The sequence below is a fragment of the Candidatus Methylomirabilota bacterium genome, from assembly GCA_003104975.1.
Classification (GTDB): Bacteria; Methylomirabilota; Methylomirabilia; order Methylomirabilales; family Methylomirabilaceae; genus Methylomirabilis.
This window is the reverse complement of record PQAM01000010.1, coordinates 344,053-359,540: the sequence shown is the minus strand read 5'-3', so window position 1 is coordinate 359,540 and position 15,488 is coordinate 344,053. Positions and strand designations below refer to the sequence as shown.

General features: G+C 59.4%; 14 protein-coding genes. 6 read left to right on the top strand and 8 right to left on the bottom strand.

What is annotated here, in order from left to right:
- The first annotated feature begins 5 nt into the window (after nt 1-5).
- Together C3F12_08585 and C3F12_08580 are read left to right on the top strand one after the other, a co-directional pair.
- Nucleotides 6-899 (top strand): hypothetical protein, encoded by an 894-nt coding sequence (locus tag C3F12_08585; GenBank protein ID PWB46107.1) that lies wholly within the window; start codon nt 6-8, stop codon nt 897-899.
- A 25-nt stretch (nt 900-924) separates the two neighbouring features.
- The gene (locus tag C3F12_08580; protein ID PWB46106.1) at nt 925-2,001 is read left to right on the top strand and encodes a cytochrome-c peroxidase; all 1,077 of its coding nucleotides are present in this window, start codon (nt 925-927) and stop codon (nt 1,999-2,001) included.
- Between the two features lie 112 nt (nt 2,002-2,113).
- On the opposite strand, the gene C3F12_08575 is transcribed toward C3F12_08580, so the two are convergent.
- From C3F12_08575 to C3F12_08550, 6 genes are all read right to left on the bottom strand, one after another.
- Complete coding sequence (locus C3F12_08575) at nt 2,114-4,771, bottom strand: pyruvate, phosphate dikinase (protein ID PWB46407.1); 2,658 nt, start codon at nt 4,769-4,771, stop codon at nt 2,114-2,116.
- 146 nt (nt 4,772-4,917) lie between these two features.
- Nucleotides 4,918-5,640, bottom strand: a complete 723-nt coding sequence (locus C3F12_08570) for a hypothetical protein (GenBank protein PWB46105.1) — start codon at nt 5,638-5,640, stop codon at nt 4,918-4,920.
- 73 nt (nt 5,641-5,713) lie between these two features.
- Nucleotides 5,714-8,419, bottom strand: coding sequence for a hypothetical protein (locus C3F12_08565; GenBank protein ID PWB46104.1), 2,706 nt, complete (start codon nt 8,417-8,419; stop codon nt 5,714-5,716).
- Nucleotides 8,420-8,440: 21 nt separating this feature from the next.
- The gene (locus C3F12_08560; protein ID PWB46103.1) at nt 8,441-9,262 is read right to left on the bottom strand and encodes a cytochrome C; all 822 of its coding nucleotides are present in this window, start codon (nt 9,260-9,262) and stop codon (nt 8,441-8,443) included.
- 83 nt (nt 9,263-9,345) lie between these two features.
- On the bottom strand, nt 9,346-10,116 hold the full coding sequence (locus C3F12_08555; GenBank protein ID PWB46102.1) for a cytochrome B6: 771 nt from the start codon (nt 10,114-10,116) through the stop codon (nt 9,346-9,348).
- 86 nt (nt 10,117-10,202) lie between these two features.
- Nucleotides 10,203-10,763, bottom strand: a complete 561-nt coding sequence (locus C3F12_08550; protein ID PWB46101.1) for a Rieske (2Fe-2S) protein — start codon at nt 10,761-10,763, stop codon at nt 10,203-10,205.
- A 208-nt stretch (nt 10,764-10,971) separates the two neighbouring features.
- On the opposite strand from C3F12_08550, the gene C3F12_08545 reads away from it, so the two are divergent.
- A complete protein-coding gene (locus C3F12_08545) occupies nt 10,972-11,379 on the top strand; it encodes a hypothetical protein (GenBank protein PWB46100.1) in 408 nt (135 codons plus the stop codon).
- A 317-nt stretch (nt 11,380-11,696) separates the two neighbouring features.
- Here C3F12_08545 and C3F12_08540 read toward each other — a convergent pair whose 3' ends face one another.
- Nucleotides 11,697-12,131: a VapC toxin family PIN domain ribonuclease gene (locus C3F12_08540; protein ID PWB46099.1), complete on the bottom strand. Its 435-nt coding sequence runs from the start codon at nt 12,129-12,131 to the stop codon at nt 11,697-11,699.
- Nucleotides 12,128-12,373, bottom strand: a complete 246-nt coding sequence (locus C3F12_08535) for a DUF2191 domain-containing protein (protein ID PWB46098.1) — start codon at nt 12,371-12,373, stop codon at nt 12,128-12,130. The genes C3F12_08540 and C3F12_08535 overlap by 4 nt, the downstream gene beginning before the upstream one ends.
- Nucleotides 12,374-12,716: 343 nt before the next feature.
- Between C3F12_08535 and C3F12_08530 the strand changes: the two genes are divergently transcribed.
- From C3F12_08530 to C3F12_08520, 3 genes are all read left to right on the top strand, one after another.
- Nucleotides 12,717-14,090, top strand: coding sequence for an ammonia channel protein (locus tag C3F12_08530; GenBank protein ID PWB46097.1), 1,374 nt, complete (start codon nt 12,717-12,719; stop codon nt 14,088-14,090).
- Nucleotides 14,091-14,131: 41 nt separating this feature from the next.
- On the top strand, nt 14,132-14,404 hold the full coding sequence (locus C3F12_08525; GenBank protein ID PWB46096.1) for a hypothetical protein: 273 nt from the start codon (nt 14,132-14,134) through the stop codon (nt 14,402-14,404).
- 246 nt (nt 14,405-14,650) lie between these two features.
- Nucleotides 14,651-15,157: a hypothetical protein gene (locus C3F12_08520; GenBank protein ID PWB46095.1), complete on the top strand. Its 507-nt coding sequence runs from the start codon at nt 14,651-14,653 to the stop codon at nt 15,155-15,157.
- Nucleotides 15,158-15,488 lie beyond the last annotated feature (331 nt).

Genomic DNA, 15,488 nt, shown 5'->3' with positions numbered 1-15,488 from the left:
GCTGAATGCAGGAGCCATGGATGACAGAGGTCGATACGAACGGATGTGGGCGGTCCGCGTGGTCGGCGGCACCGACGGTGTCGAGGCGAACCTTTCTCCGTCTCGCGTCAACGCTGCTCACCGTGTGGGTCGCCAAACTGGAGGGCGGCGGGTCGGCCATCGCCGCGACTCCCGAGTTGCAAGGCCCAGCAGATTCGGGCGGTCTGACCCCCCTTCAACAGGCGTACCCGCTCGTCCTCACGGCGCCACCCTTCACACGCAATGGGGCGAATGTTCCACTCGTTGTCGAGATGCATCACCCGATGGAGACGGACCACTATATTAAGAGTCTCCAGATCCTGAACGAAACCGATCCGATCCCGTCAAAAGGGATCTTTCACTTAAGCCCCGCCAACGGCCTGGCCTATCTCTCTGTGCAAGCTCGCATGAACAGCGGCACCTCTACGGTTCTGGCCATTGCCGAATGCACCCGCCACGGGCGTTGGACGACAAGCCGATCGATTACGATTCCTGAGGGAGCAGGCGGATGTGCAAGCGCCGACGAATCGGACGACACGATCGGCCCGCCGGTCATCCGCATCCCCGAGCTGGTCGAGCGCGGACAGATCAGACGAGGCGACATCGTCCGGGTGCAGATCAACGTCAAACATCCGAGCCGGACCGGCTTAGTCCATCACGGCACACGATTTGTTCAAGAGGCCGATCCCTTTTACCTGAAAGAGATGACGGTCTTGTATGGAAATCGCCCGGTGAGCCGTTACGAGATGACCCCAGCTATCAGCGACAATCCGTTCATTACCTTTACCGTGAGGGCATCGAAAGAATCGACCATTCGGATTGTCGCGACCAACAGTCGCGGGCAACAGTTTGAGGCCACACAAGCGATCGGGTTCGCGTGATCCAGTGTTCTGAGTTGAGAGTTCGATGAAGAGGTCAGCGTTCTCTCTATCGTCATTCCGGCGAAAGCCGGAATCCAGCGTTCCGGATATTTCCTGGCGTTCGGTTATTGTCGCGATACTTGTCGTAGGCAGCCTTCTCAATCGGAGCGAGGCAGAGGCTCCGTATAAACTGACACTCCCCCTGGGTCTCCAGGAAGAGGCCGCGTACATTCCGCCTGATAATCCGTTGACACCGGAGAAGATCGAACTGGGACGGCAGCTTTACTTTGACGGCCGTCTCTCGGCAGACGGAACCGTGTCCTGTGCCACCTGCCACGCATCCGACCAGGGGTTCTCCGATGGCCGTCCTACCTCTATAGGGATCAAAGGACAGGTGGGCGAACGGAATGCGCCCGTGACGTTCAATCGGCTCTTCAGTCAAGAGCAGTTCTGGGATGGTCGTTCCGCCTCACTCGAAGACCAAGCCCTTAAGCCGATCGAAAACCCGATCGAGATGGGCAATACCCTGGACCACATGGTCTCGACCCTGTCGGCGATTAAAGGCTACCGTAAACAGTTCAAACAGGTATTCGGGACCACGGTCAACGCTACAGGTGTGGCGAAGGCCATCGCCGCATTCGAGCGTAGCCTCGTATGCGGCAATTCGGCGTTCGACCGATATGAGGATGGCGACGACAACGCGCTTTCAGAGAGTGAGCAGCGGGGGCTTGAACTGTTCCGCGAGAAGGGGAATTGCGTACGATGCCATACCGGGTTCGCCTTTACCGATGAACGCTACCACAACATCGGCGTAGGATTCGACAAGCCGAACCCCGATTTGGGACGGTATAACGTGACCAAGAAAGAATCGGATAAGGGAGCCTTCAAGACGCCGACCCTGCGTAACATTGCCGCCAGCGCCCCCTACTTCCACGACGGCAGCGCCAAGACCCTCGAGGACGTCGTCGAGTTCTACGATAAGGGCGGCATCAAGAACCCGAACCTGTCGAACGAAATCAAGCGACTATTGCTGACGGTCCCGGAACAGGGCGATCTCGTCGCATTCCTGAAGTCGCTGAGCTGTCCCGAACTGCAGGTAGCCGTTCCGGCGTTGCCCAAATAAGGTCCTCAGAGAAAGCACTCAGATGTCGGCGGTTAGCAGTTTAGACTGAAGGCTGTCAGGTGTAACCCCTGGTCCCTTCAGTCTTCAGTCTATCCGCCTGCTTTTCTTTGATCTATTTCTCCCCCATCTCCTTGACCTTGACCTTCGTCTTCAGAACGGCGTGGGCCGCGGCCAGCTTGGCGATAGGAACCCGGTACGGCGAGCAGCTCACATAGTCCAGGCCCAAGCGGTGGCAGAGCTCGACGGAGTTCGGTTCGCCGCCATGCTCACCGCAGATACCGACCTCCAACTGCGGCTTGGTCCGACGCCCCTTTTCGATCCCGATCCGCATCAGCGCACCCACCCCCTGCTCGTCGAGGGTGGCGAAGGGATCGGATGGCAGGATCCCCTTTTCCAGATAGAGGGGGAGGAACCGACCGGCGTCGTCGCGTGAAAAGCCGAAGGTAGTCTGAGTCAGATCGTTGGTCCCGAACGAGAAGAAATCGGCCGCTTCGGCGATCTGATCGGCCACCAACGCCGCCCTGGGGAGCTCGATCATCGTCCCTACCAGATAACGGACCTTCACACCGTACTCCTTCATCACCTCACGCGCCACCCGATCGACGATCTCCCGCTGAAGCTGTAACTCCTTGACGTGGCCGACAAGCGGGATCATGATCTCCGGGAACGGGCGCTTCCCTTCCCGCTTCAGCTCGCAGGCCGCCTCAAAGATCGCCCGCGCCTGCATCTCGGTGATCTCCGGGTGGCTGATCCCCAAGCGGCAGCCGCGATGGCCCAGCATCGGATTGAACTCCTGGAGGTAGCGGACCTTGTCCTTCAGCGCCTCCTCCGATACACCCATGCTCTCCGTCACCTTTCGGATCTCCTCGTCCTTTCTCGGCAGGAACTCATGCAGCGGGGGGTCGAGCGTCCTGATGATAACCGGCAGGCCGTCCATCAGCTCGAAGATCGCCTTAAAGTCCTGTTTCTGCATCGGTAGCAGCTTGGCCAGCGCCTTCCGTCGCTCGTCGGCGTCCTTCGCCAGGATCATCTCGCGTACGGCGACGATTCGATCACCCTCAAAGAACATATGTTCGGTCCGACACAGCCCGATCCCCTCGGCCCCGAACTGTCGCGTAACCCGCGCGTCGGTCGGCGTATCGGCGTTGGTTCGGATGCCGATCGTCCGGAAGCTGTCCGCCCACGCAATCAAGGCGCCGAATTCCCCGGTCAGCTCCTCGGGCTGAACCAACTCCACCTCGCCGATGATGACATCACCCGTGGTGCCGTCGATGGTGATCGAGTCCCCTCGCCGGACGGTCAGATCGGCGATCTGGAAGTAGCCGCCCTCCTCGTTGACGACGATGTCGGTGCAGCCGGCCACGCAGGCCTTCCCCATCCCACGCGCCACCACCGCCGCATGGCTGGTGAGTCCGCCTCGAGCCGTCAGGATCCCCTGCGCCGCCACCATCCCCGCGATATCCTCGGGAGAGGTCTCAGGCCTGACCAGGATAACCTTCTGCTTCTGCTCTGCCGCCTCTACCGCCTCCTCCGCACTGAAAACCGCCTTGCCGACGGCGGCCCCGGGTGAGGCCGGCAGGCCCTTGGTGAGCTTACGGACCTTCAGCTTTGGATCGATCCGCGGATGCAGCAGTTGTTCGAGCTGCCACGGCTCGACCCGCAGGACGGCTACCTTGCGATCGATCAGGCGCTCCTTCGCCATATCCACGGCGATCTTGATGGCGGCGGGGGCCGTCCGTTTGCCGACGCGACACTGCAACATATAGAGCTTCCCATTCTCGATGGTAAACTCGATGTCCATCATGTCGCGGTAATGGCGCTCCAGCGTTCGACAGATCCGCTCAAACTCCCGATAGATACGGGGCCACGACTCCTTCAACTCGGAGATGGGGCGAGGCGTCCGGATGCCGGCCACCACGTCTTCGCCCTGGGCGTTCTGGAGAAATTCTCCATAGATCCGCCTCTCCCCCATCGATGGATCGCGGGTGAACGCGACCCCCGTGCCGGAGTCCTCGCCCAGATTGCCGAAGACCATCGCCTGCACGTTGACGGCGGTCCCCCAGTCGTCGGGCACCTTGTAGATCCGACGATACTCGATCGCCCGTTTGTTGTGCCAGGACTCGAATACGGCGCTGATCGCCATGCGAAGCTGTTCCTTGGGATCCTGGGGAAACTCTCGTCCCGCCTCACGGCGGACGACTTCCTTAAATTTTTCTACCAACTCCATGAGGTCCTCGGCCGTCAACTCCGTATCGGCCGTCACCCGCTTCTGTCGCTTCATGTCGCTGAGAAGCCCCTCGAACGCAATCTTTTTGATGCCCAGCACCACATCTCCGAACATCTGGAGCAGTCGCCGGTAGCTGTCGTAGGCGAAGCGCGGGTTCTGAGAGCGTCGGATGAGACCCTGGACCGTCTGATCGTTCAGCCCCAGGTTCAACACGGTATCCATCATCCCCGGCATTGAGATCCGGGCGCCGGAGCGGACAGAGACCAAAAGGGGATCCTTTGAATCGCCGAATCGCTTCCCCATGGCGCGCTCCAGCTTGGCGACCTGCGCCTCGACCTCCGACCAGAGCCCGCGCGGGAAGCGTCTGCCTTGCTTGAAGTACTCGATACAGGTATCGGTTGAGATGGTAAAGCCGGGCGGTACCGGAATCTTCAGGGCGGTCATCTCATGAAGGTTTGCCCCCTTGCCTCCCAAAAGATTCTTCTGCTCCGCCCTGCCTTCCGCCCGACCCTTTCCGAAGAAGTAGGTGTATTTCCTGGCGATCCCCATTTTCTCCCCCATGAGTTGAACTATAACCCCAGATGGAACACACGAAAGCAACACCCCCTCCCCGAACCTCCCCCCTCGAGGGGGAGGGGACGGGTGGGGGGGATTTACGAAACGGTGAATGCTTAAGTTGGTAGCGACTGCTACTTTGCGAGCTCGACGTTGACCTTGGTCTCCTGCTTGGCCTTGACGACAACATCCTGGACCTTCTTACCCAGCGTCTCCTGCCACACCTCCAGTTTATAGGTGCCGGGCGGCACATTATTGAGGGTGAATTCGCCCTTGTCGTTGGTCACCGCGACATACGGATGGTCCGAGACAACGATCCAGCCAAGCATCCAACTATGGGCGTCACAGGTGACCTTAATGATCTCCGGTTTCGCAAACTTCTCGGTCAGTACCTTCTTAAATTTCGGCTGCGCTTTATTGATTGATGGGTTTGCCTTACTGTAGGTGTGAATGTTGTGGAGGATCCCATCACTGTTCAGGACGTCCAATGCTCCGCCCGCGGGAAGTTTGACCACATGAGGCTCGTAGACACAGACATTCTGATCCAGCGTGGCCTTCGTGATCGTCCACTTTTCCCCCTTTTTCACGTCGACCAAGCGGACTACGGCATTCTCAATCCCTTTATTGGGACCGACAATGAGATCATAGCTGAGGTGCTGTTTCTTCCCGCAGACCTCTTTATCCTTCGTAACCTGGAGTTCCTTTCGCGTCGGTGCGGTCCCGGCGAACTTGATGGCGCCGGTGATGGTCCCGCCGTCTTTGACCTCGCCGCCCTCATAGGCCGACGCTTGACCAGCGCTCCCAAGGCAGATACCTGCCGCTACGGTCATCGCAACTATCTCCCGGATCGTGCTCATGAAATATCGCCTCCTTCTGTCGGTGTGTCATTGCGGTTTCGTCGGACGCCTCGCGTCGTACCGACACTATACATCAGTCTTCACCAAGGTGCATCAGATATTCGGTGATCGCCTGGATCTGTCGATCCTCGTTGCCTTTAAGGATGTCGTCCGGACCGCCAGGAAAATAACTGGGCATCTTTGTCCCCGGCTGGATCTTCTGCGGATCCTTCAGCCACTTGCCGATCCAGACCGGCCGCAACCGGCGTTTGGCCAGACTCAAATCGGGCGCCCAGTTCTCCGGCGGCCCCTCGGGCTTCTTCTCGCCCTGCTGGTGACAGGTGAAGCAGTCGAAATAGTCCTTCGACATGAGCACTCGACCGGCCTTCAATAGCTCGGGGGACGGTTCCGTTGCCGAGACATACTCATAGGGAACCTGCTGCTTCCCCATTACCGCGAAATACTTCGTCAGGTCGGTTGCCTCCTCGATGCTGAGGCCGAAGGTCGGCATCCGAACATCAAGCCACGGTCTGATGGGGGTTGGCCTCCCGAGGAATTGATACAGCCAGGTCGCCTGGACCTTCTCCCCCTCATGCATCATCCCCACCTCGAGAGGAGGCGGAATCCTGGTCTCGTTAGCGTAAAAGGCCGCAATGACGCCGCCCTGTCCCTCGATCACATGACAACCGTTACAGTTGTAGCGTTTGACAAGGGTCCGCCCGTTCTGAATCGTCAGCTCTTCATCGGAGAGGCCGCGCTGAAACTGAGGCTGAACCCGCTCGGTACCGAGGCTCTTGAGATAGACCCGCAACGTCTTCGCCTCGTCGTCGGTAAAGTTGAAGCTTGGCATCAACTGCTCTACCCGTTTGGTCGCATAGATCTGAGGATTCTTCAGCTTCCAGAAGGTGTAGTCCTGCCAGGTCTGCTTCACCTGGACCGCTTCACCGAAGAACAGCTCCAGCAATCGTTTCTGGCCGAAATTGCTGAGATCCGGCGCGATCTTTTCGGATGTCTCAAAGCCCTTGATGTCGTGGCAGCCGAAACAGCCCCGCTTACGGATCAGACGCTCGCCCGCCGCAATCCGTTCGGCCCGTCTGACCTGCCGCTCTATCCCCGCATCGGTCTGCTTCCGGCCCAGCGTCATGAGAAAGGCGGTTACTGCCTGGGCCTCGTCGTCGGAAAGGCGCAGATTGGGCATCCGGGTCGTCGGCCGAAACTGCTTCGGATTCTTGACCCAGGCGAACAGCCAGTCCGCATTGACCTTCCCGGCAATCCGTGAAAGATCCGGCGCGAAATCCTGATCCTCCGACGCGGGCGGAGGTGCGATCAGCCGGGCCCTTGCCGGTTTCGGTCCCGGCGCGGTCTTGGCGGCGATCACCGGTGTGTCCTGTTCGTCGGCCGACGGTGGGACGGCGGATACCGTGTCGGCAGGCTGGCCCTTCGGCTCGATCCCAGGAATCCGGTGACAGCCGAGGCACCCGACCGTGCTCACAATCTCCCGTCCGCGTTCAACCGTTGCGGCAGCCTTGTACGCACCGTGCAATCCCGGCATCGGCTGGGACGCGCGGAGCAGATAGGCCGCAATATTCAAGGCATCGTCGTCGGAGAGCCCAAAATGCGGCATTCGCGTCTTCGGCAGATACGCTGTCGGCTTTTTGATCCACCGAACCAGCCAGCCTGGATCGACCTTGTCGGCGATCCGCGTCAGATCCGGCCCTACCTTCTGAGCCTTCTCAAACCCGGCAATCGTATGACAGCCGAAACAGCCGAGATCCTCCACCATCTGTCGACCGTGCGAGTAGACCGGCGCCAGCGCAAACTGCTTTTTGTCGGCGTGACACTTCCGGCAACTCGTCTGGACGAAGTCGCCACGCAGTAACGGACGATCCCAGTGGGAGACCTCGCCGTGCGCTGCCTCGACCTCAAGGGTCGGCCCCTGACCCTGATGGCACGCCGTACACCCGAAGCGGGCGATCTGATGATTGCCGAACAGGACCTCCCGGTACGGGTGCGTCCGAAAGGGCTGCTCAACCTGTTCAAAACCGGCCCGATCGATTCCAAGATGGCAGGTTGTACAGCGATCCACAGTCAGGATCGGCACCTTGAACTCGTTAGTCGCCAGCCCCTCCACCACGATCTGCTTGACCTCCGGCGATCGAGCCTGAATCGCCTCCAGGCGTCGTTGCAGTGTGATCACCGGGGCGTTGAACTCGTCAATCCTCCCCTGAATGGTATCAATATCAGTCTGAAACCGTTGAACCGCCCCTCGAGTCTCCTCTACGCGCGCGTTCAGACGATCACCCTGCGCAGTCAGCTCTCGCAACTGCGTTTCCAACTCCGCCACTTTGGCTCGTGGCTTTGTGGGATCCTTCTTTTCGTAAATAGCGTGCTCGACCCAGTAGAGCGCCTCATCCAGTTCGCTCTTGACGAACTGGGCCTTCATATTGAGCTCGGCATACTCGGCCTCGCGTTGCGCCAGCAACTGCTGCGCCTTTACCGCCTCAGGTCCGGCCAGTCTCGCCTGCGCCGTCTTGAGGTCATCCTGCAGCCTGGCGAGGGCGGCCCGCCCCTCCGGGGCATTCAGCTTCAATCGCTGCGCAGCCAGCTCTCGAGCAACCTGCTCGGACTCCAGCCCATTGAACTCTTGCTGATACGCCTTCCAGGGACGCCTGCTCTTCGTCTCATTCCACACGGCCCAGACGGCGACCAGCATGAAGAGCATGCTCGAGATAAAGAACAGGACTCGCAGGGATCGCTGCTCTGCCGGTTTATGCGTGCGCCACCCTCTCCACGATTGCACCAGGCATCCTCGACTGTGGTATCAAATATTGAACCAAGGCGTCACCCAGACATACTTGACATTGAATGCCAGGCGGAGGAACGCCTTAATGGGAAGGCTCATCATCGTTAAAAAGAGGAAGGCGACAATCCCGTACCGTACAGGGCCTAACTGGCGGATCGTGTCGCTCGCATCCCGTTTTGCGTAGTAGAAGAGGACCGCCGTACCGAAGTAGAGCGCGATCAGGACCAGTCCGATCAGTTCAACCCCGAAGATCTTGGGGTTACCCAGCCACTTGAACGGACCCCACGCGGGCAGATCGACATTGGTGAGCGCAATCACCATATGGGGATCCCAGGTCTCCCACGGCCAGAACAGGTTCCAGCCTGGGCCCCTGAAGAAGACGCCCGTGATAATCAGTGAGATCCAGAGAAAGAAAAAGCCGAACAGAAACGTCGTAATCGCAAAGGGGCGCTCTCTGAAGGTGTAATAGCCGTTCCCCTTGGGATTCACATCGATGTACGGGATGATCATCAACCCGACGATGATCAGGCTGGGCAGGACCACGCCGGCAAACCACGGGTCGAAATAGACCAGCATCTCCTGCAGTCCGAGAAAATACCATGGCGCCTTGCTCGGATTGGGGGTTCGTGTAGGGTTGGCCGGCTCTTCCAGGGGCGCATCGATCAGAATCGCCCAGACGGTCAGGATCACCATCACGATAATCGAACAAATAAACTCATTGCGGACGAGGTAAGGCCAGACGTGGACCCGATCGGCCACCACAGGTTCTTTTGCGCCGCTCGGCTGCGCAACCGGTTTCGGTATCGTCGGCTCTTTCGCTTGCTCTGTTATCTCAGCCATCCCCTCGCTCGCCGCTCGCACCGCTCGTTGTGGGTCATTTGCTCTTCACTAACCACTCATCACTCATCACCAGCCACTGGCCCCTATAACGGCCCCGAGATCCCCCCGTCCTTCCTGATCCTCCAGAAATGGACGATCATGAGAAGGCTGATCAGAATCGGCAGGAAGATGCAGTGCAGCACGTAGAATCTGAGGAGCGCGGGCGGTCCCACAAGGGTGCCGCCCAGCAAGAAGGCCCTGGCATCGTACCGCGGGGTCACGCCGACCACCTCACCGAATGGACCCTCGCTCCCCACGAAGGGGGTGGCCCTGGCCATGTTGGTCCCGACCGTCACCGCCCAGATCGACAGTTGATCCCACGGCAGCAGGTAGCCGGTGAAACTCAGAAGCAGTGTAATGGTCAGCAGAATGACCCCCACGACCCAGTTGAACTCCCTGGGGGGCTTGTATGAGCCGGTCATAAAGACACGGAACATGTGCAGCCAGACGGTGATGACCATGCCATGGGCCGCCCATCGGTGCATGTTGCGCATGATCATCCCGAACGGGACATCGTACTGCAGGTATTTCATATCGGCATAGGCATACTCGGCTACCGGGCGATAGTAGAACATCAGGATGACGCCGGTCACAACGGTTACCAGGAACATCAGAAAGGTGACACCGCCCATGCACCAGGTAAAGCGGACCTTGATGGCGTGACGACGGATCTTGGGCGGGTGCAGATGAAGAAACACGTTCGCCATGATCTGGAGCACCCGATTGCGCGGGGTATCCGCGTACTCATGACGAAAAATCGAGCGCCAGAGCTGCGACTCGACGATCCGTTTTTTCAGCTCCTCCAGATTGGGCATTCAGGATCGTACCCTCCCCAGCCAGACCGTGAACTTGTAGGGGCGCCGCTTGCTGCGCCCTTCCATGGGCAGGGCAAGCCCTGCCCCTACACCTTGAGCTTGAGAAATGCCCCGGGCTTGGTCCAGTCGCCTCGCTCGTACCGGAACTGGACGCTCTTGTCGATCACAAGCTGCCCATCTTCGGCCACGTCGATCTTGACCCGCTCCAGCGGCCTCGGGGCGGGACCCTCAAAGTTGATCCCGTCTCGGCGGAAGCCGCTGCCGTGGCAGGGACATTTGAACTTATTCTCGGTATTCAGCCAGTTCGGGGTGCAGCCGAGATGGGTGCAGACGGCCAAAAGCGCATAAAAGCCTTCGGGCTCGTGGACGATCCACACACCCTCCTCCTGTTTCCACCGTTCGCTGACGGTGCCGACCGGATATTCCTCCGGCTGGCCGGCCTTGAAGACCGCCTCCGGCTCGAAGAGGACACGCGGGAACATGAAGCGTCCGAACGCCACGCCGCCGATCCCGAGCCCCGCCCCGATTCCGCACCACCCTGCGAGACAAAAAAAATCGCGCCTCGACCAGAGGGTCGCATTGCTCTCCTCCGGTGTCGCGATCACAGGCTCTTCTCGATTTTCTCCGGTGGTACCCTGATCGGCCATGGCCCGCCTCTGATATCGTCTTCTTCACGTTCGCACGCAGCATACATAGTATAGCACCCCATACCTGTCAAGGTGAAAAAGGCACCTTATATAACCGTACACACGAATAGGGACAGCGATCGGCGGATTCCCCGAACAAGACATTGACCATGAAACACTTGCCGGATGCCTCTCGGTGTTCTACGGTGTTGTACAATGGAGCGTCATTATGAACGCAGCGTTGCCAGGTGAGGATCTGATCGAAACGGGTCTGCACGATCCGCGCGAGCGGCGGGAAACCGTCGCCGCCCTGGTGGTAGCCATCGGAGCGCCGCGACTTCGCCGCCTGGGGCTCGAGATAGACAGTCCCCCTTTTACTGACCTCTTAGTCATCACGGAGATTCCAGAGGGCTGTCCGGGATCGGATGATCAGGATCATCCGATTGTTTACCATAGTGAGCAGGACGGGAACCCCGAGGATTACCTGGAGCGGCCATTGGCGGCCCGTGCTGAAGGCAGCCTCATGCAGCCAATGGTGGGACCTTTTCCCGTTAGATCTTATCGCCTTACCGTTACCTTGGCTAAAGATTTATCGAACACAACGAGCTATTCTTGCATCGACGTTGTCCCCAGCTAGGGGGTCAAGACTCTCAAGTTCCCGAATTTCGGAATCCCGGGACGCCATGCTGATTCCGCCGGCAGCCTCGTCTTCACCTGCCTGCCGGCGTTGCGGCGAGAGCTTCACAGGGCGTCCAACCGCCCAGCAATACCATCCTCCCCAAGGAGCTCTACCCGTGCTTTTTTGGGGTGGCAGTAGCCTTGCTGCAGACGATCCCGGGCGTCGGACGCGCCACCGCTGAACGACCCTCGGGAGATTGCGGACGAACGGTGGCGACTGTACACAGTCAGCTGTACTGTTCGAGCTCAGGGTAGGTACCCGCAACGCGGGGCAGGTCAGCCTACGAGTGGATTGCGGACTGTGAGCGCGGGAAAGCGCCCGAAGTCGCGATCGACGGTCCACAGCTCCTGCACGCCGTGCAGTAGACAGATCGCCGCCACGCGGGCATCATGGACCTGCGGTCCATTGATGCGCCCCTGTGTGAGGACGACTTGTAGGTGTTGCCAGTAGCCCTCGGATTCCGCCAGGAGCACCAGGCTGGGCGACTCCAACCAAGCCTCCACTTGGTCTATGGCTGATGCGAGAGGCGTCGGTGGAGTGTAAATTCGCGGGTGGGTCACGATGGCGAGGAACTCGTGAATACACGGCCACGGAATAGCCCATGCCGCGCGGCCTTCGGCCAGTCCATTGATCGACCGGGACGCGCTCTCATACCACGGAGAATCTTCTCTGTGGGCATAGACGAGAAGATTCGCGTCGACCGCAATCACCCGCCCCGCCCCTCATACGCCATCTCTCTGATTCGTTCCCAGGACGCATGGGCAACACCCGGCTGGAGTCCTTTCCCCTTAAAAGATGCCTTGCGAAGCTTGAATGCGCCACGTTGTTGGCTTTCAGCGAGGATGCGTCTCAACCCTTGCTCGACCAAGGCTCGAACGGTCGTACGCTCCCTGGAAGCTAACTTGCGGACTTCCAATAAGAGCGAATTCGGAATCTCTACGGTTGTTTTCATACAGCTTTATGTATCATGACAGATATCGACCTGTCAAACTATATTGTGCGCCTCCTCCGCTGGAAGACGTCTGCCCACGTTATAACCATTACGGTGTCGCGCTGCCCATTTCATAGTCACGTACGCGCCAGCGCAAATCATCGGCCAAAGCCTTGGATCGGCCACCTTGATGCCGGCCAAGCAGGATTTCTCGCCACTTCCAAGCATTTCCCCTCACGCTCATCACTCATCGTCGTTGGCACGGAAACTGCTCAATCTCGCCTCCGGCGCGTCGCGGCAAAACCGTCGCGTTTGACGCAATTGGAAGTTTCCCACATTTCCTACATCCCAATAAGGAGCCGCCATGCCACAACGACGTCGCGTGACTGCTGTTGTCCTGCTGATCCTCATCAGCCTGATGCTGTATACCCCGGTCGTCTCCTTCGCCCAACAGGCCCCTCCCGACCAACCTGCGGTCCAGGCCCCCGCACCTACCCCACCGGCGCCTCCTAAGATAGACTCCGGGGATACGGCATGGATGCTCACCTCTTCAGCCTTGGTATTGCTGATGACCGCCCCCGGTCTCGCCCTGTTTTATGCCGGCCTGGTTCGGCGGAAGAATGCGCTGGGGACGATCATGCAGAGCTTCATCACCCTGGCGCTGATCAGCATCCAGTGGGCCCTGATCGGCTACTCCCTGGCCTTCGGCCCCGATACGGGCGGCGTGATCGGCAGCCTCGCCTGGGTGGGACTGCGCGGTGTGGGGCTGGAGCCGAACCCAGACTACGCGGCCACCATCCCACACCAAGCCTTTATGGTGTACCAGATGATGTTTGCAGCCATCACACCGGCCCTCATCACAGGGGCGATCGCCGAGCGGATGAAGTTCAGCGCGTTCCTGCTCTTTACGATCCTTTGGGCCACCTTGATTTACGATCCGCTCGCGCACTGGGTCTGGGGGGTAGGCGGATGGCTGCGTAAGATGGGGGCGCTCGACTTTGCCGGCGGTACTGCCGTCCACATCAGTTCCGGCATCTCAGCCCTCGCTGCAGCCCTGGTCGTAGGGCGACGTCGCGGCCATCCGGGAGAGCCGATGCCTCCCCACAACCTCACCATGACCGTGACGGGTGCGGCCCTGCTCTGGTTCGGTTGGTTCGGCTTTAACGCGGGGAGCGCCACCGCCGCCAACAAGCTGGCCACTAATGCCTTTGTCGTGACCCATCTTGCGACAGCGGCGGCCGCACTGGCCTGGATGGTCGTCGAGTGGGGGTCCAGGGGCAAACCAACCGTCCTGGGGGCAGCCAGCGGCGCCGTCGCCGGTCTCGTCGCCATTACCCCGGCATCCGGCTATGTCGGCCCGATGTCGGCGCTCTTCATCGGGGCAGGCGGAGGGATGCTCTGCTACACGGCCTGTATGCTGAAGGGACGGCTGGGCTATGACGATTCGTTGGATGTCGTGGGTGTCCACGGTGTCGGCGGGACGTGGGGCGCACTGGCGACCGGCCTGTTTGCCTCGAAGGCAGTGAATCCCGATGCTGCCGATGGATTATTTTTCGGCAATCCTCATCAGTTCGTGGTGCAGGTCATCGCGACGTTGGCCTGTATGCTCCTGGCGTTCGTCGGTACGGTGATTCTGTTAAAGCTCATCGACGCCCTGGTCGGCCTGCGGATCAGCGGTGAAGAGGAACAGATCGGCCTCGACCTGAGCCAGCACGAAGAGAACGCCTACGGCTTCTGAGCCATCAACTACACCGTGTGTTGGCACCGATTTTGTATATTATGGCCAGTATGACAATACAGGCAGAAAAGGAACGCGACGACCCCAGGACTACCGGGTTTAGCGCACTCTACGAAGCGTCCCAGATCCTGAGCGATCAGATCAACCTCGGTCACGGGCTTCGGCAGCTTGGACGGAAACTGGTCATGCGGGCACTACAAAAGAACCGTGGTGTCCAGGCGAGGGCGGCCGGTCGCCTGGGCATCCCGCCGCGACCGCTTGCCTACAAAATTCATAACCACCGAATTATCAAAGAGTTCCGCATCACAGGTTGACCACTCCTTTAGCAATCGGGACGATTCTCGCCGACATCTGTCGTCAATTCGCTTGACCCTGCTCTGTCTATTGTCTGCACTCCGGCATTGACTACGACACGCAATACACTACATTAGTTTTGTAAGCTTGTGTTGAACTCTGGACAGCGGAGCTGAACGAAGGGAGGTTTCCTCGCCAAGCCAGATTGGGAGTTGGTTCTACCCTACTCTTTCCCGCCGTTGGCGGGTGGCCAAAGGAGGTTCCCTATGATCACACTGAAGAATGTTCTTGTGCCGACGGACTTTAGCGAAACATCGAAGGTGGCGATCAAGTACGCACGGGAGCTTGCCTCAGCGTACCACGGATCGGTACATCTGCTGCACGTGTTGCCGGATGCCTCGATCCAGCCTTGGGCGTTTGGGGTTGACACCGAGATCATGGGGCTCCCCGCCGCCGAGCGGACGAAGCGGTGGGAACAGATGGCAAACGAGCAGTTGAAGAACCTGCTCTCGGAGGCCGAACGGGTGCAACTTGATGTTCGGTTTGCGACGAAGGTGGGCCATCCGGTTCAGGAGATTCTTCAGTACGCACAGGATCAGGGGGTCGATCTCATTGTAATGGGGACCCACGGTCGAAGCACCCCAGGGCCCAATATCGGCCAGACGTTCCCATGGAATCCGCCGATAGGCAGTGTCGCCGAGCGGGTCGTTCGCGGAGCCCCGTGTCCGGTCCTCACTGTTCGACAATTCGAGCATGAGTTTGTTACGTCTTAGACCTCTTCCGTAAAGCGTGTGCCGCTGGCGCCGGCCTCCCGCCACGGCGCCAGCGCACGCGAAAGCCGAATACCGTGCCTTCCGACCGGCTTGCCGACATCACCGGTTGCCTGCAACATGCAAGAGCATCAGATCATCACAGAGCTCAGGATCGAAGCTCACCGCTCTCTACCTTGACACGCTGCAATTCTGGGACTAGTGTTATGATAGATACCATAGGCCCCTGGGACCCCGTGAGATGCGACAATTCACCAAGCCAAAAGCGACGATCCTGGTAGTAGCAGTGGTTGTGACTATGGCTGCCGTAGTCTGCGTCTGTCCTTTTTGGCCG

Bases quoted from the DNA above. Each gene is read 5' to 3' on its own strand.
- C3F12_08585 (PWB46107.1), top strand. From the start codon at position 6: ATGCAGGAGCCATGGATGACAGAGGTCGATACGAACGGATGTGGGCGG.
- C3F12_08580 (PWB46106.1), top strand. From the start codon at position 925: ATGAAGAGGTCAGCGTTCTCTCTATCGTCATTCCGGCGAAAGCCGGAA.
- C3F12_08570 (PWB46105.1), bottom strand. From the start codon at position 5,640: ATGAGCACGATCCGGGAGATAGTTGCGATGACCGTAGCGGCAGGTATC.
- C3F12_08560 (PWB46103.1), bottom strand. From the start codon at position 9,262: ATGGCTGAGATAACAGAGCAAGCGAAAGAGCCGACGATACCGAAACCG.
- C3F12_08555 (PWB46102.1), bottom strand. From the start codon at position 10,116: ATGCCCAATCTGGAGGAGCTGAAAAAACGGATCGTCGAGTCGCAGCTC.
- C3F12_08550 (PWB46101.1), bottom strand. From the start codon at position 10,763: ATGGCCGATCAGGGTACCACCGGAGAAAATCGAGAAGAGCCTGTGATC.
- C3F12_08545 (PWB46100.1), top strand. From the start codon at position 10,972: ATGAACGCAGCGTTGCCAGGTGAGGATCTGATCGAAACGGGTCTGCAC.
- C3F12_08535 (PWB46098.1), bottom strand. From the start codon at position 12,373: ATGAAAACAACCGTAGAGATTCCGAATTCGCTCTTATTGGAAGTCCGC.
- C3F12_08530 (PWB46097.1), top strand. From the start codon at position 12,717: ATGCCACAACGACGTCGCGTGACTGCTGTTGTCCTGCTGATCCTCATC.
- C3F12_08525 (PWB46096.1), top strand. From the start codon at position 14,132: ATGGCCAGTATGACAATACAGGCAGAAAAGGAACGCGACGACCCCAGG.
- C3F12_08520 (PWB46095.1), top strand. From the start codon at position 14,651: ATGATCACACTGAAGAATGTTCTTGTGCCGACGGACTTTAGCGAAACA.